This is a genomic window from Vibrio gazogenes (genome assembly GCF_023920225.1).
In the GTDB taxonomy this organism is placed as follows: Bacteria; Pseudomonadota; Gammaproteobacteria; order Enterobacterales; family Vibrionaceae; genus Vibrio; species Vibrio gazogenes.
Genome location: NZ_CP092587.1, coordinates 2,856,049 through 2,882,160, shown reverse-complemented (window position 1 = coordinate 2,882,160; position 26,112 = coordinate 2,856,049). Strand labels below are relative to the sequence as shown.

The 26,112-nt window shown below is 42.9% G+C and carries 26 protein-coding genes and 1 CRISPR repeat array (1 of these 27 only partly in view); of the genes, 24 read left to right on the top strand and 2 right to left on the bottom strand.

Annotated features, from left to right (window positions below):
- The first annotated feature begins 29 nt into the window (after nt 1-29).
- The 11 genes from MKS89_RS12865 (at nt 30) to MKS89_RS12820 (ending at nt 13,112) form a co-directional block, all read left to right on the top strand.
- Nucleotides 30-1,793 (top strand): sulfatase, encoded by a 1,764-nt coding sequence (locus MKS89_RS12865; RefSeq protein ID WP_072958358.1) that lies wholly within the window; start codon nt 30-32, stop codon nt 1,791-1,793.
- Nucleotides 1,793-2,638, top strand: coding sequence for an aldose epimerase family protein (locus MKS89_RS12860; protein ID WP_072958361.1), 846 nt, complete (start codon nt 1,793-1,795; stop codon nt 2,636-2,638). The genes MKS89_RS12865 and MKS89_RS12860 overlap by 1 nt, the downstream gene beginning before the upstream one ends.
- A gap of 56 nt (nt 2,639-2,694) precedes the next feature.
- Complete coding sequence (locus MKS89_RS12855; RefSeq protein ID WP_072958363.1) at nt 2,695-3,543, top strand: MurR/RpiR family transcriptional regulator; 849 nt, start codon at nt 2,695-2,697, stop codon at nt 3,541-3,543.
- 2 nt (nt 3,544-3,545) lie between these two features.
- The gene (locus tag MKS89_RS12850) at nt 3,546-3,890 is read left to right on the top strand and encodes a YidH family protein (protein ID WP_021019342.1); all 345 of its coding nucleotides are present in this window, start codon (nt 3,546-3,548) and stop codon (nt 3,888-3,890) included.
- Between the two features lie 6 nt (nt 3,891-3,896).
- Entirely contained in the window at nt 3,897-4,220 is a 324-nt protein-coding gene (locus MKS89_RS20975; RefSeq protein ID WP_072958366.1) for a DUF202 domain-containing protein, read from the top strand.
- Nucleotides 4,221-4,238: 18 nt separating this feature from the next.
- A complete protein-coding gene (locus MKS89_RS12845) occupies nt 4,239-5,552 on the top strand; it encodes an anaerobic sulfatase maturase (RefSeq protein WP_072958369.1) in 1,314 nt (437 codons plus the stop codon).
- Between the two features lie 774 nt (nt 5,553-6,326).
- A complete protein-coding gene (locus MKS89_RS12840) occupies nt 6,327-7,832 on the top strand; it encodes a sulfatase-like hydrolase/transferase (protein WP_083571261.1) in 1,506 nt (501 codons plus the stop codon).
- Between the two features lie 270 nt (nt 7,833-8,102).
- A complete protein-coding gene (locus MKS89_RS12835; RefSeq protein ID WP_072958372.1) occupies nt 8,103-9,254 on the top strand; it encodes a hypothetical protein in 1,152 nt (383 codons plus the stop codon).
- A 268-nt stretch (nt 9,255-9,522) separates the two neighbouring features.
- Nucleotides 9,523-11,250, top strand: a complete 1,728-nt coding sequence (locus MKS89_RS12830) for a sulfatase family protein (protein ID WP_072958375.1) — start codon at nt 9,523-9,525, stop codon at nt 11,248-11,250.
- A gap of 80 nt (nt 11,251-11,330) precedes the next feature.
- The gene (locus MKS89_RS12825) at nt 11,331-12,509 is read left to right on the top strand and encodes an anaerobic sulfatase maturase (protein ID WP_072958378.1); all 1,179 of its coding nucleotides are present in this window, start codon (nt 11,331-11,333) and stop codon (nt 12,507-12,509) included.
- A gap of 69 nt (nt 12,510-12,578) precedes the next feature.
- Complete coding sequence (locus MKS89_RS12820; RefSeq protein ID WP_072958381.1) at nt 12,579-13,112, top strand: hypothetical protein; 534 nt, start codon at nt 12,579-12,581, stop codon at nt 13,110-13,112.
- 225 nt (nt 13,113-13,337) lie between these two features.
- Here the strand turns inward: MKS89_RS12820 and MKS89_RS12815 are convergent, their stop codons facing one another.
- Nucleotides 13,338-15,053, bottom strand: a complete 1,716-nt coding sequence (locus tag MKS89_RS12815) for a sulfatase family protein (protein ID WP_072958384.1) — start codon at nt 15,051-15,053, stop codon at nt 13,338-13,340.
- A gap of 771 nt (nt 15,054-15,824) precedes the next feature.
- Between MKS89_RS12815 and MKS89_RS12810 the strand changes: the two genes are divergently transcribed.
- From MKS89_RS12810 to MKS89_RS12750, 13 genes are all read left to right on the top strand, one after another.
- Nucleotides 15,825-17,726, top strand: coding sequence for a methyl-accepting chemotaxis protein (locus MKS89_RS12810; RefSeq protein WP_072958387.1), 1,902 nt, complete (start codon nt 15,825-15,827; stop codon nt 17,724-17,726).
- A gap of 261 nt (nt 17,727-17,987) precedes the next feature.
- Nucleotides 17,988-19,415, top strand: coding sequence for a PTS transporter subunit EIIC (locus MKS89_RS12805; protein ID WP_072958390.1), 1,428 nt, complete (start codon nt 17,988-17,990; stop codon nt 19,413-19,415).
- A gap of 749 nt (nt 19,416-20,164) precedes the next feature.
- Nucleotides 20,165-21,343, top strand: a complete 1,179-nt coding sequence (locus MKS89_RS12800) for an AraC family transcriptional regulator (RefSeq protein ID WP_072958393.1) — start codon at nt 20,165-20,167, stop codon at nt 21,341-21,343.
- Nucleotides 21,344-21,458: 115 nt separating this feature from the next.
- Entirely contained in the window at nt 21,459-21,665 is a 207-nt protein-coding gene (locus MKS89_RS12795) for a RebB family R body protein (protein WP_021019356.1), read from the top strand.
- 52 nt (nt 21,666-21,717) lie between these two features.
- Nucleotides 21,718-21,993 (top strand): RebB family R body protein, encoded by a 276-nt coding sequence (locus MKS89_RS12790; protein WP_072958395.1) that lies wholly within the window; start codon nt 21,718-21,720, stop codon nt 21,991-21,993.
- Between the two features lie 23 nt (nt 21,994-22,016).
- Nucleotides 22,017-22,277 carry a RebB family R body protein gene (locus tag MKS89_RS12785; protein ID WP_021019358.1) on the top strand — a complete coding sequence of 87 codons (261 nt, stop codon included), beginning with the start codon at nt 22,017-22,019 and terminating at the stop codon, nt 22,275-22,277.
- 108 nt (nt 22,278-22,385) lie between these two features.
- Nucleotides 22,386-22,646, top strand: a complete 261-nt coding sequence (locus MKS89_RS12780) for a RebB family R body protein (RefSeq protein WP_021019359.1) — start codon at nt 22,386-22,388, stop codon at nt 22,644-22,646.
- Nucleotides 22,647-22,704: 58 nt separating this feature from the next.
- Nucleotides 22,705-22,998, top strand: coding sequence for a RebB family R body protein (locus MKS89_RS12775; protein ID WP_072958397.1), 294 nt, complete (start codon nt 22,705-22,707; stop codon nt 22,996-22,998).
- A gap of 142 nt (nt 22,999-23,140) precedes the next feature.
- The gene (locus MKS89_RS12770) at nt 23,141-23,575 is read left to right on the top strand and encodes a RebB family R body protein (RefSeq protein ID WP_235862494.1); all 435 of its coding nucleotides are present in this window, start codon (nt 23,141-23,143) and stop codon (nt 23,573-23,575) included.
- Entirely contained in the window at nt 23,572-23,832 is a 261-nt protein-coding gene (locus MKS89_RS12765) for a hypothetical protein (RefSeq protein ID WP_072958400.1), read from the top strand. Before MKS89_RS12770 ends, MKS89_RS12765 begins: the two co-directional genes overlap by 4 nt.
- A gap of 11 nt (nt 23,833-23,843) precedes the next feature.
- The gene (locus MKS89_RS12760) at nt 23,844-24,110 is read left to right on the top strand and encodes a RebB family R body protein (RefSeq protein WP_021019363.1); all 267 of its coding nucleotides are present in this window, start codon (nt 23,844-23,846) and stop codon (nt 24,108-24,110) included.
- A 105-nt stretch (nt 24,111-24,215) separates the two neighbouring features.
- Entirely contained in the window at nt 24,216-24,401 is a 186-nt protein-coding gene (locus tag MKS89_RS12755) for a RebB family R body protein (protein ID WP_021019364.1), read from the top strand.
- Between the two features lie 67 nt (nt 24,402-24,468).
- Nucleotides 24,469-24,735 (top strand): RebB family R body protein, encoded by a 267-nt coding sequence (locus MKS89_RS12750; RefSeq protein WP_072958402.1) that lies wholly within the window; start codon nt 24,469-24,471, stop codon nt 24,733-24,735.
- Between the two features lie 72 nt (nt 24,736-24,807).
- Here the strand turns inward: MKS89_RS12750 and MKS89_RS12745 are convergent, their stop codons facing one another.
- Nucleotides 24,808-25,410: a hypothetical protein gene (locus MKS89_RS12745; RefSeq protein ID WP_072958404.1), complete on the bottom strand. Its 603-nt coding sequence runs from the start codon at nt 25,408-25,410 to the stop codon at nt 24,808-24,810.
- Between the two features lie 590 nt (nt 25,411-26,000).
- A CRISPR array of direct repeats spans nt 26,001-26,112; the repeat unit is 28 nt; unit sequence GTTCACTGCCGCATAGGCAGCTTAGAAA; it runs 156 nt beyond the window's last position.

The following is a 26,112-nucleotide window of genomic DNA, read 5'->3' as shown; positions in this document are numbered from 1 at the left end:
CTTTTCATTGAGATGAGCAAGGGAAAAAAATGAAAGCAGTTGTATTAATGTTTGATACGTTAACTCGTCATCATCTATCAACATATGGTGGTGATGCCATTACACCGAACTTTGAACGTTTAGCGAAAAAAACCGTTCAGTTTGATAAGTTTTTCGTTGGCAGCATGCCGTGTATGCCTGCGAGAAGGGACCTGCACACTGGCAGGTACAATTTCCTTCATCGTAGCTGGGGGCCTATCGAACCTTTTGATTTCTCAATGCCTGAATATTTATCTAAAAATAAAATTCATACGCATCTCGTTACTGATCATAAACATTATTGGCGTGATGGTGGGGCAACTTACCATACGCGTTATACGACTTTTGAATTCATTCGTGGTCAGGAAGGTGACGCTTGGAAAGGGCACGTTGAGAAACCTGACGTTGTCTATGATGCCGAAGGGCAAGAGCAGCAAGTTGTTGTAGAGCGACGCAAAAGACGCATTGCGCAAGATATGATCAATCGTGAGTACATGAAAACCGAGTTGGAGCACACGCTAAGCCGGACGATTGAAGAGGGATTGTCCTTCATCAGGACTAACTTGGATCAAGACAATTGGTTCTTACAACTCGAATGTTTCGATCCTCATGAACCCTTCTTTGTGCCGGAAAAATATCTACAGATGTATGGATGTACCCAGTCTGACTTTAATGGTTGGATGTACTACAACGCCAATACGGATTCAGCAGAGAAACAACAACTGATTCAAAAATTCTATAAAGCATTACTGACGATGTGTGATGACTATCTTGGTAAAGTCTTAGATATGTTTGACGACAATCAGCTTTGGGACGATACCATGTTGATGGTTTGTACTGATCATGGATTCTTGTTAGGAGAGCATGACTGGTGGGGCAAAAACATCATGCCTTTATACGAAGAAGTCGCACATACGCCATTTTTCTATTGGGATCCACGTTTGAAGTTGAAAGATGTGAAAACAGACTTCTTGGGGCAATTGATTGATATACCTGCCACATTACTGGATTTCTTTGGTCATGACGTTCCCCCGCATATGCATGGCCGTTCTTTTTATTCTGCATTACGTGATAATCAGCCCATCCGTTCACATGCGTTATACGGTTATTATGGCGCTCACCTCAACATTACGGATGGTCAATACGTTTATATGCGTTCACCGAAAGAACGTCACAATTCTCAGTATGAGTACACCTTGATGCCAACGGCAATTGATAGTCGTTTTACTCAAGCGCAGTTAAAAGGGGCGACATTGTGTGACGGATTTGCGTTTACCAATGAGACGCCAGTGTTGAGAATTCCAACGTCGGTTAATTACACCAATTCATATCGATTTGGTGACAAGCTATTTGATATTGACGCGGATCCGGAGCAAATTCATCCGCTTGATAATGATGAGTTAGCGTTGTCTCTGCTGGAGAAAATTAAAGCCTTGTTGATTGAGAATGAAGCGCCTGAGGAGCTATATCAACGCTACGCTCTGGAGGACCTAACACTTCAGAACATTCGCCAAGAAAAGCTTCAATTTGAGCAGTATCAGCTTTCTGCTTATCAAAATTATAATCTAAGCCATCATTGTGTCGCTGAAGGATTAGAAGTCCTTGGACATATTTCCGATAACCCAGCACAAGATAAGCAAAACTTATTAGCACACATTGATGACAACGGGCAAATCACGCCTGAACGTGTCTATGAGCTAGCCAGAATTTTGTATCAGGATGAGTTACTTAAAAAAGCCATTTATCAGCTCAATCTAGCCATGAGATATGACTAATGGCAATGACCTACGGTATCGAAAATGAGTGTCTGCGTGTCAGCATAAATCAGTTGGGTGCTGAACTTGTATCTATCTGGTCCAAGACCCGTCATGAAGAGCTTTTGTGGCAGGGAGAGGCATGGCAGGGTCGAGCGCCGATTCTCTTTCCGATTGTTGGTAACCTGCCTAACGGTCAGTATCAAGCGAAAGGGCAGACTTATGCACTGCCCCGCCATGGGTTTGCCCGAAACTCACGGTTTGAATTGAGAACACATGATTCGCAGCGTGTCGTTTTAGGGTTGCGCGATAGCGAACAAAGTCGCTTGGTTTACCCATATTGTTTTGATTTATCCGTGAGTTACACCTTAGATAAAGACACCGTCAAAGTTCGCTTTGATGTGGTTAATGATCAGGAAGAGGCGCTGCTATTTTCTCTCGGTTTTCATCCGGCTTTTTCCGTCAGTCATGATGTTGATTTAATCTTTGAAGATTCGCCGCAGCATTATTGCTACGGCAATCAAGGCTTTGTTGATTTTGTTTCGCAGCCGCACTTAGATATGGGGTTGTCTTTGTCCCTGTCCGATGTTGATTTTTCCAGAGGTGCGATTTATATCCGAGAGCCTCAAGCGCAATGCATCGTTGTAAACGATGGGATGAAAGCGTTAGGTCTATCATTTCCCGATGTGCCTTATCTTGTGATTTGGAAGAAGCCCGCGTGTGAGTTTATCTGTATCGAGCCGTGTTTCGGCATTACCGCGCCTTCAAGTCAAGACACTTTATTAGCACTTACTGACAAACCCGGCATCATCAGGCTGGCATCGGGGGAAAGGTTTACGACGGTAAATGAGATTAAGCTAATGTAGTGTATGCTACATTCCATATGGTAAGATGGTTGCATGAAACATGAGAGATACTTTTTATGCCTCCTTCTCCTTTATTGCTGCAACTTAAAAATTCTCGCTTTTCAATGACAAAAGCAGAGTCCTTGATCGTTGATAAAATTATAGAAAACCCAAGCTATTTTGTCAGAGCATCAGCACGTGAGTTTTCAACTTCTACGGGTGTGAGTGATGCTTCTGTCATCCGTTTTTGTCAGAAATACAGTGCATTAGGCTATCAAGAATTTAAGGCGCAGTTGCACAAAGAGCTGATGATTTCTTCTCAAGGTGAAAAACGGGCGATTTCTCCAGACATTTATATTGAAGATGATTTAGACAGCACGGTCGAGAAAGTTGAATCCATCATTAACTATAGTGTTCGGGATACGAAGGCACTGCTCGTGACCGAGTCTTTGCAGCAAGCGGTAGACGCATTAGAAAAAGCCAATCGTCTGTTTTTTATTGGACTGGGTGGCTCAGGGTTATCAGCGATTGAAGCTGGGTATAAGTTCAATCGGATTGGTTTTGATGCCAATAGCTTTAACGAAAAGCATACGATGTACTACAAAATTCAATATACTAAACCCGATGATTTTGTCGTTGTGATTTCTCACTCCGGAGAAAGCGAAGATATGATTAAAGCGGCCCAAACCGCTCAGCAGAATGGCTCAACCATTGTCGCGATCACGCAAAATGCGAACTCTACCATCGGTAAATTATCGCATATCGTGCTGCAAAATAGCTCACAAGGCGAACTTTACCAAGGGGATTCAATCGGCACACGGATTTCGCAAATGTATTTGTTAGATATCTTGTATACGGAAACACTGAAGCATTGTTTTGAAAATGTTAAGTCTTCTAAAATTAATATCAGGAGTAAGATTAATTAATTATGAGCTGGAAGAAAAATGGTGTCGATCCAGATTATCGTTTCTCATTAGCGAACGAACGCACTTACCTTGCTTGGATTCGTACTGCGATTGCGATTCTCGCAGGGGCCATCGCAATTGACCAACTGTCATTGGATTTAGCCACACCGGGACTAAGAATCGCATTGTCTGTAACGCTATGTGGGTTTTCTGCGGTGATTGCCGGCTGGGCCTATACAAGATGGGCCCAGAATGAGCGAGCGATGCGCAGTCAAGAGCCACTGAATTATCCGTGGATAATGAAAGTCGTCAGTCTTATTTTTGGATTGATCTCGCTCGTGCTTATGTTGTTCATCGTGGCTGGGTAGGCGGTTATGGAAAAGCCCGGTCTTCAATATGAACGGACGCTATTGTCATGGTGGAGAACGATGTTGTCGTCGATAGTGATTGTCGCGGCCATTTGTCGTATCGGTTTATTATCATCCAACTCTCTACTTGTGGTCATTGCCGTTTTTCTACTGATCAGCACTATGCTATTCAGTTTATTCACATCCATTGAGCTGAGCCGGAATATTAAAGGAACCCCCGCTTCCTCATATGGGCCATTCATCATTCAAAAACAGGGGCTTAGCGGAGTATTGGTCTTTGCTGCTTTATTCTATGCGCTAAATATTTGCTTACGTTTCATACAGTCATAAACCAAATTTGAGGAATCTATGCAAATCGTCAATCAATGTCATGTGATGAGTAAGCCGAGTAGCTCAAAATGTAATTTGGATTGTCGCTATTGTTTTTATCTGGAGAAGGAAAAGTTGTATCCGGATCAGAGTCAATGGCAAATGACCGAGGAGACGCTCGAGCTTTATGTTCGTCAATATATTCAAGCGCAAAGCGGGGCTGACGTTCAGTTTGTCTGGCAAGGTGGTGAACCGACATTAATGGGGATCGACTTTTTCAGAAAGGTCATTGCGTTTTGTGACAAATATGGCGCGGGGAAACAAATCACGCATGCTTTCCAAACCAATGGGGTTCTACTCAACGATGAATGGTGTGAATTCTTCATCAAACATGATTTTCTGATTGGTTTATCCATTGATGGCCCTCAACATCTGCACGATAAATATCGCCTGAATCGAGCGCAAAGAGGCAGTTTTGATAAGGTTATCGCAGCCGTTGCGTTATTACAGAAACATCGCGTGGATTTTACGACCTTAACGGTTGTGAGTGATGCAAATGCTGACTATGCGTTAGACGTGTATCAATTCTTGAAACAAATCGGTTCTACCTATATGCAGTTTATCCCGTTGGTAGAACGTGAAATTGAAGAGAAAACGGCAGACGGGCTCAGTTTCGTTTCTCCTGATGTCACAGAAGCACGCGTGACCTCTTGGTCGGTTACCCCCCTTCAATACGGTCAATTTTTGACGTCTATTTTTGATGAGTGGGTCAAGAAAGATGTCGGTAAGATCTTTGTGCAAACCTTTGATAACGCCATTTCATCCTGGTGTGGAGAACCTGCCGGAATTTGTATCTTTGCCGAAACCTGCGGTCATGCGTTTGCACTAGAGTCTAATGGTGACTTATATAATTGTGACCACTTTGTGTACCCGGAACATAAACTAGGCAACATTCATGATGTCTCTATTTTTGAAATGAATAATAGTGAACAGGCGATTGAGTTTGGCCAAAGTAAGAAAAAGTCACTCACACCAGACTGTAGGCATTGTGAATTTCTGTTTGCTTGTAATGGGGGGTGTCCAAAACACCGGTTTAATGTCTCCCCATCCGGTTTTCCTCAGCATAATTACTTTTGTGCGGGGTACAAACATTACTTCCGTCATATTGCTGAAACGATGGGACAAATTCGAGGTTTGATTTTTAACGGTCAACCCGTCAATGACATTATGATATTGAAAAATATCGACTTTAATCAGAGCCACTTACCCAAAAGCACAAAGACAGTATCAAGAAATAGTTTATGTCCATGTGGCAGTGGCAAAAAATATAAGAAGTGCTGCATGAATCGGTAACCGCTCGCTGTTGTCCGTTTGTGTCGTTGCCGAAAATGTAAACATGGTTAGGACACGGATGTTGCTTACTTATGAAAATAAAGCGAACAACTTTATCTTCTCAATAGACCACTCAAGAAATTGTGGCTAAAACATGGGGATGATCACATTAATTGTAGCTTTCTTTTATGTTTATCGATATATATCACAGTCTGGTAGATTGTATTTGCTTAGTCTAAAATAGTTGTTATTTTAAAAATATATGCATTGGCAATGTGGATTGTTACTGCGATTTTGCAGGCAAGACCTAAATCCAATCAGATCTAGTTGATAGTTATTATCCGGATTTGATTGGATTTAGGTTTTTTTTTGAATAAAACAAACATATCGCTCGTTATAATATGATGTTAAAAATGAGGAGAATATAAATAAAAACAGCATGCATCATTTTTTATAATCTCGTGGCTATTCGAGTACAACTGTTGAGTATTTATATAATTAGGGAACTATGAGATAGTATTGAGTCACTGCTTAATTTTTTATAAAGGGATGTAAAAGAGTACATCATCGTTTAGATACATATATATAATATAAGTATCATAGGATAAACTTATTGATGCTAGATGGACTATTTTATAAATAGTATTTTGGGTATGCGTTTTATTTTTTGACAGTGTTCTGTTTGTACTCTATTTCATCCATTTCATTGTTTAAATATGTGAGCATATATCAATGGTTCTTAATAAGAATTGGTATCAAATTGATATAACATGAAGGAAATAAGGTGCATAAAACATGAAGATAAAAAATATTGCAATTGGTGTCAGTGTTGCCGTCGCGAGTATGACTGGGATGACTCCTTTGGCTGTGGCAAGTCAACATTCGGCAGAAAAACCCAACGTTATTATTTTATTTACTGACGATATGGGGTGGGCAGATATTGGCTTACAAGGTAGTAAAACACCAACCCCAAATTTAGATAAACTTGCCAAAACAGGTCAGCGCTGGACCAATTTTTATGTGAGTTCACCTATTTCTTCTCCCAGCCGTGGTGGTTTGTTAACTGGACGATTAGGGCCCAAAACAGGCCTGTATGGTACAACCGCGCCGGGGGTCTTTATTGAAGGAGATCCGGATGGTTTCCCGAAAACAGAAGTGACAATCGCTGACTCACTGAAGACCAATGGCTATGACACTGTGATGTACGGTAAATGGCATCTGGGATCCAATGCCGATTCATTCCCGACTCGTCACGGATTCGATTGGTGGTATGGTATTCCTGCCAGTAATGACCGTTATTCAACGATCACACCAAATCAGTTAGAAATGAATGCGTTGATGAAAAATGATCCCAAAGCAGCACATGCTGCCTGGGTTAAGGGAATGCCTGCTTATATTCTGCCGAAGCAAGAATATTGGGATGTGCCCTTGTATATGTCTTATGAGGCCAAAGATACCATCAACGGTAAATACATTGATTATAAGGTTCCCGGTGGTATGAAACAGGCAACCTTTACCAAAAATATTACCAGTCGTGCCAAAGACTACATTGCCGAACATAAGCACCAAAAAAATCCGTTTTTTATGTTCATGTCTTATCCCCAGACACATACACCATTGTTTGGTTCTCCTGAGTTTGTTGGGAAAGGTCATAACCGCTATGGTGACATCTTGCTGGAAATTGACTGGTCGGTCGGGCAAATTATGGATCAATTGGAAAAACAAGGGATTGCGGATAATACCATTGTGATGTTCACTTCAGATAACGGCCCTTGGTGGATGTGGAACAAATGGGGGCTGGCCGGTCAAAAAGGAGACTTGAGAGATGCGAAAGGTACCCAGTATGAAGGCGGAATGAGAGTGCCGTTTATCGTTAACTGGAAAGGTCATCTGAAAAATGAAGTCGTTGATGGCATCGGCAGTACGCTGGATATCCTGCCGACGATTATGTCTCTTACAGGCACCCATCATCCGGTCAAAGATCTCGATGGGTTTGATATCAGTAAAACATGGTTGAAAGGGGATAAGAGTGCCAGAACGATCATGCCTTATTATGTTCTGGGGCAGTTTACGGCATTTCGGATGGGAGACTATAAAGTTGTCTTCGGAGAGCGCAAAGGTAGAAAAGGGGTTGTGTGGCTGAATGAGCCGACATTGTATAATCTCAAAGAAGATCCGAATGAAACGATAAACCTTGCACAACGGTCACCGAAAATTCTGACTGAGGTTGTGTCTGCGGCGAAGATATTTAAAGAGAATATGCCAAAACCTAAAGCACCATTATTTAATCCCAATAGTTAACTTTAATTATCATAAAAATAATGAGACTGTGCATCTCATTTTTTTCTATAGCTATTATTTGCATAAATTTTTTTAGGTGTGATTTATTTATTTTTCATATTGATAAAAATATTTATTGAGTTTGGTCACATTAAAAGTATCAATTGGTTTTTATTTTGTAATAATTATTTATTATTGGCGTTGGATTGCTACTGAATTTCAGGCAAAACCCGCCAGACCGTTATTTATAATGGTCTGGCGGGTTTTTTTATTAATAGGGGTTTGAAAGATATGAAAAATATTAAAATTTTAGCAATAGCGATAGTATGTGGGTTAAGCCATAATGTTTATGCAAAGAGTGACACGACAACGTGGGACTCTGATCTGGTCGAAAATTATAAGAAAGCGGGTTCAACAATCGAATCATTCACAAATCTGGATAAAAATTCACGGTGGTTTTTTAATGGCTTCTTAAAAGGCGGTTATAACACATCAACGGATCACACTGATTATGAGAAAGCTTATTTTAGAGTGATGATGCGCATGAGGGGCTACACAGCCCTTACGGATCGGATCGGGTTTGTCGGTGATTTGCGGATGGAGGCCCAAGAAGTCTGGGCTGATAATGATAATAAGGTAACTGATCGTTTCGATGATTTTGATGATGATCAGAAGATTGACCAATTCCGGGTTGGTTTTGAAGATTCGGTCTGGGGCTTTCTGGGTTATGGTAAATACACCGCGACGATGTCATCGTTCTCCAATGATGTCGCTATTACGGGTTTGTATAACAACCAGTCAGAAAGAGGGAGAAAAAATGCAGGGAAAATTATTTACGACAGCCACTATGACAATAACCTGTATGTTTATGCTTCCTATGATATGGATTCTGACATTATGGGGATGGATTTCGGTTATCAGACGGCAGATATTTATTCGCGTGAAGCTGATTCCTTCGGTGCTTATCTGGCGGTTCATAATGGTCAGCCGGGTCTTTTTGTCGGTAGTAAAGGAATTTGGGGGAACCGCGGTGCGAAGACGAAAGATTCTTATCACTCCAATTCTGATACTAACTATGAGCGGACCGATAAGAATTTGCTGACTTATACATTCTATGGGTATAAGCAGTTTGCAATGGCACAACGTATGTCTTGGAACTTTTCTTACTCGAAAATGGATGATAATGAAAATGGCGATATCATCCGTAACCAAGGATATGCCACCAAAGGTCTAGGTGCATCTGCAAATGTAACCTACAGGCTGCTCCCTAAAAACGGCAAAGGATTTTCTCCGGCGATCATTGTGAATCTGGATGAGCTTGATAAAGCTTTTGAATTCCAACTGAAATATTATATCAATCGTAGAACCACTATCGCAATTTCTGAAGCCATGAGCGATAAAGGTGATGATCAGATGTATCTCGAGTCTCTGTTTAATTTTTAAGTTCTATCGGCGTACTGAGATGATTGCCGCCGGAAGTTGTTCATTTCGGTGGCTTGATTCATCATGGTTTATTCGCCAATGAAGGCGATAGCAATCACAGATAGAACGACTTGTAATTGCTATTTACACAATAGAAAAGTAGGCTGACTGTATTCGCACGGATTGTTACTGTTTCGACAGGCAAGACCCAAGCAGAGGTAGAAATATCTCTGCTTGGGTTTTTTCATTTCTGGGCGATGCAAATTGCTGACTTTCAGGAGAATAGGAAATGAAGAAAAATGTCCTAGCTTTAACATTGTTAGCTGCCAGTATCAGCAGTACGGTCAATGCGGCTGATTTTACACCACAGAAACAGTCTGAAAAACCGAATATCGTTCTGATTATGGCTGAAGATCTGAGCCCGAGGTGGGGTGCCTATGGGGACTCTGTCGCAAAAACCCCGAATATTGATGCATTGGCAAAAGAGAGCGTCCGTTTTCAACAGGTTTATGCGATGGCTCCCGTTTCCGCTCCGAGTCGGGCTGGTGTGATTACCGGCAGATTTCCACAAACTTTAGGCTTACAGCATATGCGCACGACCAATTATCCCGGTGGTGGATATATTGGCGTGCCTGAATCACAAGTCAAAGGTTACCCCGAACTGCTCCGTGCCAACGGGTATTTCACTTACAATGATACCAAAACCGACTATCAGTTTTCGGGGGGGCCAATGAATATCGGGCCATTTACGTTGTGGGATCAACATGGTTCATATAAAAATATGGATGATTTTATGGCTCCGATAGCGTGGCGGAATTACGATCTTCATGGCAAGCCATTCTTCTTACATCTCAATCCACAGATTACGCATGAGTCAGGGATTTTCCGCAAGGAAGATCTGTTGGATAAGAAATGGGAGAGGTTGGTTAATCGGTGGGATAAATTGCGGGCCCATTACAATATTCAGCTAACGGATCCGAAGGATATCAAACTTGAACCCTATTATCCCGACACGCCGAGAGTCAGACGTGATATTGCCCGACATTACGACAATGTTCAGGTGATGGATCAGATGGTCGGCAAGATCGTTCAGGGGCTGAAGAAAGACGGACTCTGGGACAACACCATTTTGATCGTGACGACGGATCACGGTGATGGTATTCCCCGACATAAACGCGATCTCTATGATTCGGGGCTGAAAGTGCCATTTATGGTACATGTACCGAAGCAATATCGCCCCTTATGGTGGAAACAAAATGGTCAAACAGAAAGTCGTCTGGTCTCTTTTGAAGATTTAGCCCCGACCATTCTTGGGTTCTCCGGTAGCCAAGTTCCGGACTATATGACCGGGGTTGATTTATCGAAAGATAACGCAACTGTACGTGAATATGTCTATGCCGGGCGGGATCGTTTCGATAGCGTACCTCAATATGGGCGAAGTGTTCGGAACGCACGCTATAGTTATGTGTATAACGAGCATACGGAAATCCCCGGTGGATATGACAATAATTTCCGTAACAATCTGGGAATCATGCAATCGATGAAGGCGGAGAATGAAGCCGGTCATCTGAACAAACAGCAAAAAATCTGGTTTGAGCCTCGCCCTCAGGAAGAGCTGTATGACAAGGTCAATGACCCATATGAGCTGAATAATCTGGCACAAGACCCTAAATATAAAGCGGTACTTGAAACCATGCGTCAGGCTTTGGTTGCGTGGGATGGCAGTGCCGTGGATATGTCACTGATGCCTGAGTCTGAAATGGTTAAACAGATTCTGGATAAAGACGGTAAACAGCGAGTGACAGAAGCACCGTTTGGTCATTACAACTCATTGTTTAAGACATTTTCGATTGTGAACCGGACTCAGAACGCATCTATCGGTTATCGATTTGATGACGGAGACTGGCTGTTGTACACCAAGGCACTCAAAGTCCCGCAAGGGGTGCATAAAATTGAATTTAAATCCGTAAGATATGGGTGGAAAGAAAGTGAAAACCAGAGCTACACATTTCAATAACGATAAATATTAATAAAAAACGAATCAGGGCTGTCGTTAGTGCGACGGCCCTATTTCATCGAATACGAGAGGGCACTGTGATGCAAAACCAGATTGAGAATTTTCAGCTCTTGTCGAAGCCGACCGGTTCCGTGTGTAACATTGATTGCGAATACTGTTTCTATCTGGAGAAGGAGAAACTCTATCCGAGCCGCAAGCAGAACTGGCAAATGGATGAAGAGACGCTGCAAAACTATGTAAAAACCAATATTGAATCCCAGTCTGCACCTGTCATCGACTTTATCTGGCAGGGTGGGGAACCGACGCTGGCAGGGTTGGCGTTTTTTGAAAAAGCGGTTGCGTATCAACAGTGCTACGGGCAGGGAAAACAGATTAATAACTTTTTCCAGACTAATGGCCTGAATCTGACACCGAGCTGGGCGAAATTTTTTCACCGGCATCAATTTTTGATCGGCCTTTCTATTGATGGCAACGCCGAGCATCATAATCGCTACCGACGGTCTAAATCAGGCAAAGATACTTATGACAAAGTGATTGAAGCCATTGAGCTATTGAAAAAATATCAAGTCGAATTTAATACACTGACGGTTGTCAGTGAGCATAATGTCCATGAGCCGTTGGAAGTCTACCGCGCTTTGAAAGCCGTTGGCAGTCATTACATGCAGTTTATTCCACTGGTCGAACGGATTGCCAGCCAGCCAGATTCGAATGGCCTGTTTCTGATTAAGCCTGACTTTTCAGAGCCGTGTCAGGTTGCCCCGTGGACGGTGCCTTCGGAAGCTTATGGTCGTTTTCTAAATACGATTTTTGACGAATGGGCGGAAAAGGACATTGGTCAGTATTTTGTAATGAATTTTGAACAGACCATGACTCAGCTCGTTGGCGGAAAAGGGATTTGTGTTTTTTCTGAAGAATGTGGCGCAAATCTGGCACTAGAAGCGAACGGTGATGTGTATTCATGTGATCATTTCGTTTTTCCGGACAACAAACTGGGCAATATCCATCAGAATAACCTGCTGAAAATGGTCAACAGTGAGCAGCAGATCCAGTTTTCTCAAAGTAAATCGAAGGATATCTCCGTTGATTGTCTCCAGTGTTCGGTGAAAGAAGTTTGCCATGGTGGGTGTCCGAAACATCGTTTTTCACTCTCCTCGAATGGTATTCCGAATAAAAATTACCTGTGTGATGGTTACAAAGTACATTTCAGCCATTGTATCCCGCACATGCGGGCGATTATCCGCAAGGTACTTGAGTCATAACGTTGATGGTGGTGCAAGAGAATTAATTGGATGATTGACCACTGATAAAATGGTAGTAAAGGAGAATCAATGAAAAAACGAATATATACCGCAAGTCTCACCTTACTCGGGGTTTTGAGTCTGTCCGGCATTGCTGCAGCGCAAGACGAAACAGCGCCTGAACCGACATCACAGAAGCAAACTGCTGTCTCTCCGGTGTTGGAAACATCCAGAGCAATGCTACGTCAGATGATGGGGATTAATCCTGAAATAAAAGATGCACCGATGAGCGCAGTTGCGCTGCCTATTTATCCCGGTTCGCTGATGGTTGTCCATAAGTATCATGGCATCAATTTTGACGATTTAGATCAAACACTGCCTTTTGCGACGTTTCTGACTGAGAGTTCGGTTGAACAGGTGCTCCAGTTTTACCGGGAAAAGCTGCCATCATATACAGCGATTCGATATGAGACGGCGATCGTGCTGGTACAGGAAAAGGTTGAACATGGTCATTACCCAATGGATTACCTGAATATACCGAATGTGAGTATTGATTCGGTGACATTGAGTAATGGTCAGACGGGAACCTTGATCGCGGTTATGTATCCTCGGTTAGCGAAGTAAATAAGGTATAAGGTTACCGATATTTGTGGTTTCAATCATTAGAGAGGAGGATTGCTGCGGCAGTCCTTTTTAGTGTTCTTGGGCTAAGGAGCGGCTGGACGACTGTCGTGGTTTGAGTCGGTGAGCCCTTGAACGAGAGCGACACAAAACCATCGGATGGTATAAATAATAGCCCCTCCCCGGATATTCCGGAGAGGGGCGATTGGGGGTGAGTTACTTACTCAGTTACTTCTCAGTTGCTTCTTGTTTCTGGTCCATCATATAGTGCGTCTTGATGTATTCTTTCGTGCGCTTTAAAGAACCGGAAAGTGGTGCGAGTTTCTTGGCTTTGTCTACCATATCAGGTCGCAGACCAAAGTATTTGTCACTCGGATCATAATCACGCATCCATTGATCCGGGAAGTCTGCAGCTTTCTGACCAGTGGCTTTGTAACGGAACACTTGCCCTTGCGATTTTCTGGTATTGTATGGAATAACATTTTTGCCTTGGTGATTTTTTAGCTTCTGGAACAACTCGTGGCGTAAGGCTACTTTAGTGTTAATGAGTTTAGGGTCCAGAGAATCGATCAGGTTATGTTTCTCATGCGGATCGGCCTGAAGATCATAGAGTTCTTCGGTGTCCCATAAACCGTAATATTGGATATATTTATACTGCTCATTGCGGATCGCAAATGTTGTTGGTGTATAAGGGAATTTATATTCCCAGAAATATTCATAGACAAACGATTTGCTCCGAGGGGTTGCCGGTTTTTTTCCTGAGGCGAGTGGTAAGAAACTGGAACCATCATAATTACTCGGAACTTTTATGTGAGCGGCATCGAGAATGGTCGGTGCGATATCAATATTGGCAACGACATCTTCAACAACACGGCCTTTATCAAAACCGGGACCTGCGGCAATCAGAGGTACACGGATCGATTCTTCATAGGCATTGCGTTTGTCGATCAGGCCATGCTCTCCGAACATGAATCCATTATCTCCCATTACCATGATCACGGTGTTTTTATCCAGATTATGGTCTTTCAGATACTGCTGAACTCGGCCGACACTATCATCAACGGACATCAGGGTTTCGTAATAGTTTCGTTTAAACTGATCCATATCCAGATTGCTATTATACGGATAATCTACGCCATGCCAGCTATTGCGTTGGTCTTTGACCCAGCGCGGTTTGCCTTTATAGTTTTCTTCAGTATTGGCATAAGTATCTGGTTTTTTGAATGTTTTTCCGGCTAATTTTCCATAGTGACGCGGTGCGGGCAGGAAGTCGGCATGAACCCCTTTGTGACCAAGATAAAGCATGAAAGGCTTACTCTTATCACGATGATCAAGCCAGTCGATTGCGTAATCGGTTAACTCATCCGTAATGTAACCTTTCTGTTTGACTTCTTTGCCGTCAACATTGAGCATCGAAGGTCTACCGAGCATATCAACCGGATAGTAGTTCCCTTGAGAATTACTGCCAATAAAGCTGATCCAGCGATCAAAACCGGCAAATCCCGGTTTGCCTTCTTTTTCTACGCCACCAAAGTGCCACTTACCGAAGAAACCGGTTTGGTAACCGACTTTCTTGAGTTCTTCAGGGAAATAGTGAAGTTTGTAAACATCCGGATTTTTATTGTTGTCCACCATACCGTGATTGTGAGCGTACATCCCGGTCAGAACACTTGCTCGGCTCGGGCCACTTAAAGATGTAGTCACAAAGGCATTTTTAAAATATACGCCATTCTTAGCCAGTTTATCCATATTGGGCGTAACCGCCTCATCATTGATAAAACCCATCGCATCGTAGCGCTGGTCATCGACGATGATGTAGACAATATTGGGGCGTTTTGCTGATGATGAATCCGAGGGTTGTGTAGCAGCAGTTGCATAATTACCGATGGCCTGAGAACAGGCCAAGGCAATTAGTGTCGGAGCAAGATTTTTCATATTTTTCATAGTGATACCTTCTTTACATGATTCTTGTAGTGCAAGGTGTATTGCATTGAAGAAAATAGAGCGACAATCGTTTGTACAACATAATAGAAATAGAATTCTGATGGATTAAGGCAAAAAAAAACCTGAACCTGAATCTCCTCGTAGATGAAGAAATTCAGGTTCAGGTTTTGCCTACCTACAGAACGTAGTTACAATCCTTGACTCACAAAAATTACGCGTCTGTATTAAAAATATCAATTGTTAATTATATTAATTGTGATGTAAGTCCTATATCTCAATTCTCTCGACGTTTTTGTATTGTAATCATTCTCGATATTTGGAGATGACATATTGAATCGATGAACTCGGTATCACCATTATTATTTTTCCCGTGTAGGCTCATCCCGCTGCGGATACTGATTTATTGATGACAATTCTCATTTTTTTTACATAAAATTTAAATAAAGTGTGATATTAATCTTGGTTTTGTGCTTCCTGATGGTGTTTAGGATCACTTTTTATGGGATGGTTATTGACCTTGTGATCATTTGTGATAAAACTCAGACACAATTTAGTTGCTTTGCCTATTATCATTAGGGTTAAGTAACCACACATCGGATTGTTACTGTTCAATCAGGCAAAACCCAAACAAAGTTCCTTTTTTGGAATGTTTTTGTTTGGGTTTTTTTATTTGTTTTTAATAGCTTGATTGTATTTGATTATCGATTGTGTGTTGGTTTTTGTGCCAACTGACACCTATGTAAACAGCTTAACGACATTGGGATAAGAGCGATGAATGCGAATTTCTTTCATATAGTTAAATTCAATTTGAAATCAAAAATAATCTTCACATCGACTTTTTTTATTATTACCACGACATTGATCTTAACTTATTTAAGTCATGGGACTTTTGAACGAAATCGTAATCAAGCTGTATTGGAGCAAAGTAGAAGTCTATTGGAAACGCATTCAAAGGTTATATCCAATTGGTTTAAATATCATCAGAATAATTTGGCGATCGTCCGTGATTCAATCAGCCAACCCGATCAACAAGTTGATGCAATATTTAAGCATCACTTTAAACAACTGGGATTCGATAGTCTGTATTTAATTGATGCTAACGGAGATGTGAAATATAGCCAAGGGGGAGAGTCGATTTCCGGTGATACGAAGTGGGTCAAACAAGCACTGAATACCAGATCCGACTTGATTTCTTTACCTTATTCAGATGGACATTCGAATACTTTTTCGATGTCGCTCTCCACACCGCTCTATATCAATGGCCAGTTTTCAGGTGTGGTAGCCGGGGTGTTTTCTTTAGAACGTTTTATGAAAGAAGCTTTTCAAATAAAAGTTCCAACCGGAAGTGATGCGATGGTCGTCAACCGGGATGGTTTTATTATTTTTCATCCTAAATATGAACTGGTGATGAGGAACCTATCTAGTTTTAACTCAACGTCAACAGGTGAAAAATTATTTGTAAAAGCAGAGCAGCATAGTTTTCGGAAATCGGTGACTAAAAAAGGCCGGGTTTTTACTCTGATTCCTTTTATTGTTCCTGATATGGACTGGGTGCTGGTTTTTACTGTTGAGGATTCATTGATCTATCAGCCTGTGAATGAATATTTCATGAAGCAGTTATTTATTGCGGGGGGGATAATTCTATTTGGTACTCTGGGGTTAAGTTTACTTGTGTTCGGCATTTTCAAAAAGTTTGACCGAGTGAATGAGGCGCTCATGGATATTGCTTCCGGAGATGCAGATTTATCCAAGCGAATTCCGATCGATAATCAGGATGAAGTCGGTGAATTTGCTGCCAATTTCAACGCGTTCATTGATCGGATTCATTCACTGGTCAAGCATATCAATCAAGTTACACGAGAGTTGACTGAAGAATCACATCACATTTCGGATGCTTCGGAGCATCAGGGAAATGAGATTGCCGGTCAGGAAGAAAATATTACTTTAATTGCGACAGCCGTTTCTGAATTATCCAGTTCAGCCTTAGAGGTTTACAGAAATGCCGAGTTGACATCGGGGTCGTGCCACCAATGTGTAGGAATGTGTAACGATGGTGTCGGATTAATGTCTAAGAGTGAAACATCGATTCAACAGTTATCTACGGAACTGGAAAACTCAATTCATGATATTCGCTTGCTTGAACAAGATAGTCAGCAAATTGAATCGATTCTTGTCACGATTCGCGATATTGCTGAACAGACGAATTTATTGGCATTGAACGCAGCCATTGAAGCGGCCAGAGCCGGTGAACAGGGCCGTGGTTTTGCTGTGGTTGCAGATGAAGTCAGGGTGCTATCCCAACGGACACATGTATCTACCGAGGAAATTAAAGATAAAATTGAGAAGCTTCATCGTTCAACCAATCGAGTCGCGAGTATGATGCAAAACAGCTACGATTTGACCGGACGGTGTGTTGATGATGTTGTTTCGACGAGTCAGTGTCTTGACCAGATTAATACGTCGGTTGGAGAAATGAGTCAGATGACAATACAGATTACTTCAGCGGCACATGAGCAGTCTCATGTGACTGGGGATGTCAGTCAGAAGCTAGAATCGATTAAGACTGTTTCAAGCCAATTGAAGCAGGAATCAACTCAGGGGATAGCCCAAGCGGATAAGCTAGAGAAGCTCTCAAAGCAACTGTTCCATGAGATTGCACAATATAAAGTATAACGGGGCAAGCAGGCAGGCTTCTGCGCGATAAATACATCGCTCAATGGCTAAGAAATTAAATCTTTAACTGATCCGTATCACAATCGCTATTGTTCTTCATTGTTTGATTGAATAAGAGAAGGTAAAACGTATTCATATTGGATTGTTACCGTGAAAGCGGGCAAAACCTGAAAGAGTTGGTTCATTGACATGTGAACGTACTCTTTCAGGTTTTTTTTTGCTCCTCGGTATGTGAATTGATAAATAATGTGAGGCTTATTTATGGCTTATGAAAAACTTGCTGCCGAGATCGTTGAGTCGGTCGGTGGCGCTGCAAATATTGACAGTCTGGTCCATTGTGCGACTCGATTGAGATTTAAACTGGTTGATATGTCGGCAACGAATCGCGAGTTGCTGCAAGAGAACTCAGCGGTGATCGCCGTGGTAGAAAGTGGCGGCCAGTTTCAGGTTGTGATCGGCAACCATGTCGGTGATGTGTTCAATGCCATCCAGTCTTTCCTGAAGCATGGCGGGGTTCTGCCAGTCGATGGGGAAGCAACATCTGACGCCGCCGAGAAAGAAAAACAGAGTATTCTGAGTTCGTTTATTGATATTGTCTCCGGTATTTTTACGCCGTTACTGGGTATTATGGCGGCTTCGGGAATCCTCAAAGGTTTGCTGGCATTAGGCGTTGCAACACAGGTTCTGACAACGAGTAGTGGTACTTATCAGATTCTCAATGCGGCCAGTGATGCACTGTTCTTCTTTTTCCCGATTGCCCTTGGATACACCTCCGGTGTGAAATTCGGTGGTAATCCATTTGTGACGATGGCGATTGGTGGCGCATTAGTTCATCCGTCAATGCTCGCTGCTTTTCACGCGCAGCAATTACCCGATGCCGCAGGCATCGAATTCCTCGGCATTCCGGTAACATTTATGAATTATGCATCTTCAGTGATGCCGATTATTTTTGCCGCGTTTGTGAGTTGTAAACTCGAAAAACTCTTGAAACATCGCATTCCCAGTGCTGTCACAAATCTGATTACACCCATGCTATGTATCATGATTACCACGCCTTTGACTTTCTTGCTTATCGGTCCGGCGGCAACCTGGGTCAGCCACTTATTGGCCAGCGGATTTGAGGTGATTTACAGTGCTAGCCCAATGATTGCCGGAGTCGTGATTGGTGCTTTCTGGCAGGTATTCGTAATTTTTGGTCTGCATTGGGGCTTCGTACCGATCATGGTCAACAACCTCAGCGTGCTGGGGGCTGATACCATCGGGCCACTTTGTCTGGCCGCGGTATTGGCACAAGCCGGTGCTGCATTGGGTGTCTTCCTCAGATCGCGGGATACGAAAACCCGAGCACTGGCCAGTTCTGCATTTACCACCGGCTTGTTCGGTATTACTGAACCTGCGATTTATGGGGTGACTTTACCGCGTAAACGGCCATTCATCTTTGGGTGTTTCGGTGGTGCAATCGGTGGTGGGATTATTGGCTTGTATCAGACCAAAGTGTTTTCATTTTCATTGCCCAGTATCCTGACATTTCCGCAATATATTCCTGCAACAGGTGTGGATGCATCCGTTTGGGCTGCAATGGTCGGTTCGGTTGTCGGGATTGTCCTTTCCGCCGGGCTGACTTTCTTTTTCGGTGAACCACGTGGCGAGAAACTTGCCGACCCGGTGCCTGCATCGGCGGAAAAATAGTGGATGAGAAGAATCAGAGCAGATGATTTTTTGTTTCTGATTTAATTTGAGAGGCGGTATGATTGAAGTGTTTGAAACATCATACCGCGTACTCACTTTGTCTGGTATTTCTCACGTGAGATTGAATATCTTCAGACCGATTGAGTGTTGAGCTTGATTGGTCGTTTCCACCTAAATCTGAGTTGGCTTTAATGATATGTGTAATACTCACTTGATGATGGTGACGAACTTGAATCAGTGGGCGAGTCAGTGTCTGAGCTTGACTTATCAATATTAATTCCAGCCCTATTGTTATGATTAAAAAGCCTTTTTCTACTCAAAACGAAGTATACACTGATAAAATACTATGAATATTAGCGATTAATATGATGAGAATAAACGATAAAAAAATGATCAATTCAAAGTGTTATTGTATCTATTACATCAAAATAAATACTGCTTTTAATTCAATGTCATAAAGGCACATTGATCGTATTGACTTGAGAGAAGAATAGTTCTGTAAACGTTAAATTAATGAATTTATCACTAATGATAAATTAGCTAAATAATAAATCACTAATCACAAATTTGATGAAAAATATTAATAATTTAAATATTATTGATAATAGTCAGTAGCGCGAGAGTGTATTGTGTAAAAATATTATGAACATCATTTAAACCGTAAAGATCATTGTAAATTCCAATATAAACCAGATTGTCCCGTCTAGCATGAAACTCTGACGTCAATGGTAAATAAAAGGAATTAAACAATGATAAATAAGACACATCACTTATACGACTCATCTACATCTCATGCTTCTGTAACTTTTAATCACGACAAAAATTTTTTCTATCCTATTCTTGGTGATTCGAATTTAATGAAGCGGATTAAACAACAAATTCGCTTTGCCTCAGAAGTTAACTTTCCTGTCTTCATATCCGGTGAGGCGGGTTGTGAAAAAAAAGATGTGGCATGTAACATCCACTATCACAGTGCTCGCTCTCGAGATCCGTTCATCTGTGTTCCCGCGAATCTTCATAATGCGCAAACTTATCGTGACTATCTCTGTCATTGTATTGAGCAAATTGGGAACGGTTCTATTTATCTGGAAGAAGTCGATAAATTAGACCCCTCATTCAAAGACGAATTGATTTTCTTATTAACACAAGATTCATTTCAAGATGCATTAAGAAAAAATAGAATTCGTTTAATTGTTTCCTGTACTGAACCTTTTTATAACTTACCTTCTGAACAGCAGTTTATTGCCAAAATATTAGGTTCTTCAGTGCCTCAGTTTAATTTTCACTTGCCAGCATTACGTGAGAGGAAACAAGATATTGAACAGCATATTCAATACATTTTGAGTCGCTTTGAACGACAGGTTTTATTTTCTGATGATGCTCAAGAACAACTGAAAGAATATGAGTGGCCTGGCAATATTAGTCAGTTACAAAATATATTATTGTTAATTACCTCATTGGATCAGACAGAGATCACGGCTGATGATCTGACGCGTTTAGGACTCTGTCAAAAAGCAACGCCAAAAATAGATTTGATCGAGCATTTACTCCACCATGACCAATCATCATGGAACAATATGCATCCTGCATTAACCAAAGCATTACTGTTTTTAAGTGAACACTTCCACGAAGACATCTCTTTGAGCCAAATCGCCGCCGCCAGTTATACCAGTGCCTCTCATTTATCATATCTGTTCCGAGAACATCTGGGGTCTTCATTTAAAACGATGTTGTGTCAGCTCCGGATTCGTGAAGCCCAACGTCTGATCATGACCAATCCACTGATCAAGATCACCGATGTGTGTATGAGTGCCGGGTTTGGCGATCTCAGTCATTTTGAAAAAATGTTCAAACGTTATACCGGTTGTACACCAAGAGAGTACCGGCAAGAACAACGCCGGGAACACGATTATTTCGTCGCCCATTAATCACCGATTTATTGCTGAATCAGCCGTGATTATTCATCCGTTAAGCCAAGTTATCCAATCGCCTTACTTCTAATATGAAACTCAGTCACACAGGATGGCGTCAGGAAGCTGGAAGATGGAAATTGATGTTCAGAAGTTATTAAGCGAATTGACACCCAAAGTTTCACGAAACACGCAGTTGAATCTGGTTGCAGCCTCACTTGGCCGGGCCGCAGAGAATGCAACTCAGGTTCAGCAGCAGATACAGACAATTGTCGTAACCAACACTGCACTAAGTTCGAGTTTGATTTACGCCATTGCACTGAAAAGTTCGTCGTCCTGAATCGGCTTTGAAAGATGAATCGTCATCTTTCATGACTAAGAGGAGCATATCTATGCCAGTAAATGATGCGGTTACCGATTCGGTAACCCAAGTCAACACGGAAGCCGTTGGCAGTACACCGGCTGCGGCGATTGGGAATCTGCTGATTTCCACGAGCCATGCGATGGGGCTGACAGCGCACAGCAGTGTAAGCGCGAACCAGCAGGGAACTTTGGTCCACCAGACCTCGACAGTACAGGGTGTCAATTCATTGCTGAGTACCGGTAGTGCAATTGTCGGTCGTAGTGTCGAGCTCATTCTAGAACCAAGTAGCAAGAAGAAAAGCTAATTCAGTGAACGTAGGAGAATATTATGCCAGTGAATGAACAAATTACCGATTCAGTAACACAGGTAAATACAAAAGTTGTCGGGGAAACTCCCGCGATGGCAATGGGCAACCTGCTGATGTCAACCAGCCATGCATTAAGTAATGCAGCACATAATGCAACAGCGGCTCAACAACAGGCTCAAATTACCATGCAGGCCGCGACCGTGCAGGGCGTCAATTCTTTGATGGCCATCGGTTCTTCCGTCATTGGGCGGGGTGCTGAAGGCATCATTGAAAAAGGTTAACACCATGGTGTGTTAACTCGTTCTGCCTGATATCCGATTATGGTGAAAATCCAATAGTGGCATGAGCAGAACACCATTTTATTAATTAACTCGTAAAAGGAAATCACAATGCCAGTAAATGAACAAGTGACTGACTCGGTCACACAAGTCAATACCAAAGTCGTTGGTGAAACACCTGCTATGGCAATGGGTAACTTACTGATGTCAACCGGCCAAGCGTTAGGAACGGCTGCTCATAATGCAACGGCTGCTCAGCAGCAAGCGCAAATTACGATGCAGGCTGCCACAGTGCAGGGCGTCAACTCATTGATGTCTATCGGTGGCTCGGTTGTTGGTCGTAGCGCTGAAGGCATTATTGAGAAAGATTAATCATGCTTTCACTACCTTTGCCGGATTCGCCGGCAAAGGTACTTAAAAGGAGCATAGGATGAAAGACACTGTACGCCCTCCTGAGCCGGATCAAAGTGCATTCAATTCTGCGTTTCAGTCGGTCGCTCAATCGACTGCACTGGCATTATCGGATGCGACAGACAACCTGCGTAACCTCAACACGCTCAGTACCACGGCAATAGGTTCCGCATTGAGTCAGATGTTAGAGACCGGCGATTTGAAGTATGCCGATATCATTGAGCAGGCTCAAAAAGTCGTGACCCATGGTGCGGATAACTTTGGCGTCGTCGGGGAAAAAATTGCCACCGTGCTGTACGACTCTTCCAAATAATCGTTGCGACCAATACGACGATCCCGTATCGAAGCCATGCAAGGGAAGAGATATGAGTGATAGATCCTGATTCAATCCACGTCATGATCTTTGATTTTCCTCATCGCAAATCAGGATCATCAGCAACCATCAAGGAGTGACGATGATGCAAGAGCAGAATCCCCGCTATGAAAATGAATCGCGCCAAGAGTTACCCCAGCAGACGATTGAACATTTCAATACATTGCAGGTATATACCGCCCAGCCGACCAGCCTGTTGGAAACAACATTGGCAGATACGTTGGGGCTGTCGATGTATAACGCGATCACCAATCAACAACAGTCACAAATGACAACCGCAGCGTCGGTGACCAATGCTTGTGCCCGGCTGCTGCAAACGCAGTCTCCCGCGATGTCAGCGCCACCCCGAAAAGATTCACATGCCGAGCCCGCGATTTTTGTCGATGGCTCGGATCGTTTATCTCCGGATGCCGGTGAATCAGACAATACCGCGGTAGACACCAAAACAACCAAGCGTTTTAACTTATTCAAGTTTTTAAAACGGAATAAACAACAGCCGGAGGAAACACAAGAATGAGTCATCAACCATCATCCACCGATATCGAGCAGCGACTGAACCAGATTCAGCAAGCCACGGAAAACCAGATGCAAGAGATTCAGCAAATGGTTCGCCAGAATCAGGATCAATTTGAGGCATTGGAGATGGGCGAAAATATCCAAAAGGTTCATCAGGAAGTGAACCAGATGTTTGAAGATGTTCACACCCAGATCGAGCAGGAAATGCAAAAAATCAATCAGCAACTTCAGCAGGTATTGCCTGAGCAGCAGGTATAAACGAGGAAATTATGTCTAAAAAAGTGAACGAACAAATTACGGATTCAATCACTCAGACCAATACGCAGGTACTGGCGAGTTCTCCAGCCAATGCGATGGGGAATCTCTACACTGCAATGAGTCTGGCGATGTCGAATCTCAACCATAATGCGACATCGGCACAGCAACAGGCCGGCATCACGATGCAATCGGCAACGGTTCAGGGGATTAACTCACTGACGGCTATCGGCACTGCGGTATTGGGTCGTGCGGCCGAAGATATCGTCGAAAAAGGTTAGTCATTGGTATTGGTCAACAAAAGGGGCAGCCATTCAAACCAAGGCGTGTGAATGGCGAATCCCCTTTAAACCAGCCGTTCCTCTTTCATCCACGGAGAACACATCATGGCAAAACAGGAAAATACCGATCTGGAACAGGTCGATGAGATGATCAACCAACTGACCGAATCTGCCATGTCAGATACCATGGGATTGCATATGCAAAATGCAGTGACGATTCAACAGGGGATGCAAGCCATCAGTAACGCTTCAACATCCACCGCTTGCGCCCTGATTTTACAACAAGGTTAAGCGATGATGAGTGACGTCGCAGTTTGACGCACTATCTTGATTTAGCGCGATGCTTTGATGAGGAACCATGTCGAAAGGAGCAACCACTGACAAGGCGAAACAGTCCGTTGCACAGTCAACGGCGATTGCCGTTCAGGATGCTGTCGATAATCTCCGCAACCTCAATACGATCAGTACCACTGCGATTGGGGTGGCATTGTCACAGTTGTTGGCCACCGGTGATGAAAAATATATCAAGGTTATCGAACAAGCTCAGCAAGTGATGGAAAAAGGGACTGCGAATTTTTCTGAGCTGGGGAATAAAGCGGCAGAAGTCGCGAAGAAATTCGATTGAGGCAGCACTCCTCATTTCAGTCGCGGATGATCTGGTTTTGAACGTGACAGAGTTTGAACATGACTTGGCATATTACTTAGGCATATAGGCCGCCAGAATCAGTCTTGGTTTGGCTTGCTTATCAATCTGACATAACCGCGAAACCTGCCCGCTCCCCGCCCGCTGCGAATCCAAGGCATAGGTACAGCGTGTGCGATGATCAAACTCGGCCAGCATTGCGGCATCTTGGGTATTAAAAGCCCCCCACAAGACACTCAGTAAACAGACTTGATCACCTTGTAAATAGCGCTGAAAGGTCGTAACTCGCGCCATATTCATGTGCATTCTCTGCCGCTCACGGGCGTGACGAAACTGTTGCTCATGCATTGAGAATACTTCATACCAAACGGATTTATGTTCCTGTCGAATACCGAAATCAGCGTAAGAAGCCTGCCGTTTACTGCACACTTCAATTTGATCCGCCTTTTCTTGGTAGTGGAGGTAGTTGTCGCCGGCGGTATAGCGTGGTGTATAGGTGAGTTGTGAATTCGGATGATGTTGTTGCAGCGTCTGCCCCAGCTCGACCGTCAGCCAGGATTTCGCGAAGGCGCGGATCTCTGGATCGGCAAGATACTGATTGGCTCGCTGAAAATCATAATGTTCGGCAAAAAAGGCGAGAAGTTGTTGGGCGTTCATCTGTGCTCCTTATATGATGGATTCATCGATGATGGTGTGGTGTACAGTGATGACTGTAAGTGATTGGGGGTGTCGGATCTCGGTGTTTTTCCCTGAGTTCTTAAAACTCAGGTTTCGGTTGGTGTTGGGGGCTTGAAGTGTGGGGCGTGATTTTCTGTTGCATGGGGTTAGTAGTCTCCGGCCCCAAATTTTGACGCACAATTACGTTTTTCGGTTTCAGAAGCATCGGAGCACGGTGCGCCAGTTCATCTTTCAGAGATGAAAGACGAACCAGAAAATCTTTTTTATTTGACGGTGTCGCACGTTGTCCAGAACCGACTTTTACGGGCGTCCTGCCCGGAAAAGCCTAACCATTCTCCCGGAATGGTTTTCTTTGTTCAGTGGTTGATTTGGATTGGGTGAAACATAGCAAAAAGCCAATTTGATCGATGCGCTCAGGGTAAAATTTAAGTTGTTTAGACCTTCTTTTTTTGCCCCTAAAAAATAATCAATAAAAACAGCAAGATACAGAAGGGCGATTTTAACAAGGTAAAAAAGGGTTTTTGCCGCTAACCGCTTGCTGCCGTTTATTTTTTCATGATATGTTCATTGTTCACTGCCGCATAGGCAGCTTAGAAAAATCTCCGCAAGCATATCGAAGACCGGGTTTTGTTCACTGCCGCATAGGCAGCTTAGAAATTAGACCAGTAATAGCCATGGATG

Bases quoted from the DNA above. Each gene is read 5' to 3' on its own strand.
- MKS89_RS12865 (WP_072958358.1), top strand. From the start codon at position 30: ATGAAAGCAGTTGTATTAATGTTTGATACGTTAACTCGTCATCATCTA.
- MKS89_RS12860 (WP_072958361.1), top strand. From the start codon at position 1,793: ATGGCAATGACCTACGGTATCGAAAATGAGTGTCTGCGTGTCAGCATA.
- MKS89_RS12855 (WP_072958363.1), top strand. From the start codon at position 2,695: ATGCCTCCTTCTCCTTTATTGCTGCAACTTAAAAATTCTCGCTTTTCA.
- MKS89_RS12850 (WP_021019342.1), top strand. From the start codon at position 3,546: ATGAGCTGGAAGAAAAATGGTGTCGATCCAGATTATCGTTTCTCATTA.
- MKS89_RS20975 (WP_072958366.1), top strand. From the start codon at position 3,897: ATGGAAAAGCCCGGTCTTCAATATGAACGGACGCTATTGTCATGGTGG.
- MKS89_RS12845 (WP_072958369.1), top strand. From the start codon at position 4,239: ATGCAAATCGTCAATCAATGTCATGTGATGAGTAAGCCGAGTAGCTCA.
- MKS89_RS12840 (WP_083571261.1), top strand. From the start codon at position 6,327: ATGAAGATAAAAAATATTGCAATTGGTGTCAGTGTTGCCGTCGCGAGT.
- MKS89_RS12835 (WP_072958372.1), top strand. From the start codon at position 8,103: ATGAAAAATATTAAAATTTTAGCAATAGCGATAGTATGTGGGTTAAGC.
- MKS89_RS12830 (WP_072958375.1), top strand. From the start codon at position 9,523: ATGAAGAAAAATGTCCTAGCTTTAACATTGTTAGCTGCCAGTATCAGC.
- MKS89_RS12825 (WP_072958378.1), top strand. From the start codon at position 11,331: ATGCAAAACCAGATTGAGAATTTTCAGCTCTTGTCGAAGCCGACCGGT.
- MKS89_RS12820 (WP_072958381.1), top strand. From the start codon at position 12,579: ATGAAAAAACGAATATATACCGCAAGTCTCACCTTACTCGGGGTTTTG.
- MKS89_RS12815 (WP_072958384.1), bottom strand. From the start codon at position 15,053: ATGAAAAATATGAAAAATCTTGCTCCGACACTAATTGCCTTGGCCTGT.
- MKS89_RS12810 (WP_072958387.1), top strand. From the start codon at position 15,825: ATGAATGCGAATTTCTTTCATATAGTTAAATTCAATTTGAAATCAAAA.
- MKS89_RS12805 (WP_072958390.1), top strand. From the start codon at position 17,988: ATGGCTTATGAAAAACTTGCTGCCGAGATCGTTGAGTCGGTCGGTGGC.
- MKS89_RS12800 (WP_072958393.1), top strand. From the start codon at position 20,165: ATGATAAATAAGACACATCACTTATACGACTCATCTACATCTCATGCT.
- MKS89_RS12795 (WP_021019356.1), top strand. From the start codon at position 21,459: ATGGAAATTGATGTTCAGAAGTTATTAAGCGAATTGACACCCAAAGTT.
- MKS89_RS12790 (WP_072958395.1), top strand. From the start codon at position 21,718: ATGCCAGTAAATGATGCGGTTACCGATTCGGTAACCCAAGTCAACACG.
- MKS89_RS12785 (WP_021019358.1), top strand. From the start codon at position 22,017: ATGCCAGTGAATGAACAAATTACCGATTCAGTAACACAGGTAAATACA.
- MKS89_RS12780 (WP_021019359.1), top strand. From the start codon at position 22,386: ATGCCAGTAAATGAACAAGTGACTGACTCGGTCACACAAGTCAATACC.
- MKS89_RS12775 (WP_072958397.1), top strand. From the start codon at position 22,705: ATGAAAGACACTGTACGCCCTCCTGAGCCGGATCAAAGTGCATTCAAT.
- MKS89_RS12770 (WP_235862494.1), top strand. From the start codon at position 23,141: ATGATGCAAGAGCAGAATCCCCGCTATGAAAATGAATCGCGCCAAGAG.
- MKS89_RS12765 (WP_072958400.1), top strand. From the start codon at position 23,572: ATGAGTCATCAACCATCATCCACCGATATCGAGCAGCGACTGAACCAG.
- MKS89_RS12760 (WP_021019363.1), top strand. From the start codon at position 23,844: ATGTCTAAAAAAGTGAACGAACAAATTACGGATTCAATCACTCAGACC.
- MKS89_RS12755 (WP_021019364.1), top strand. From the start codon at position 24,216: ATGGCAAAACAGGAAAATACCGATCTGGAACAGGTCGATGAGATGATC.
- MKS89_RS12750 (WP_072958402.1), top strand. From the start codon at position 24,469: ATGTCGAAAGGAGCAACCACTGACAAGGCGAAACAGTCCGTTGCACAG.
- MKS89_RS12745 (WP_072958404.1), bottom strand. From the start codon at position 25,410: ATGAACGCCCAACAACTTCTCGCCTTTTTTGCCGAACATTATGATTTT.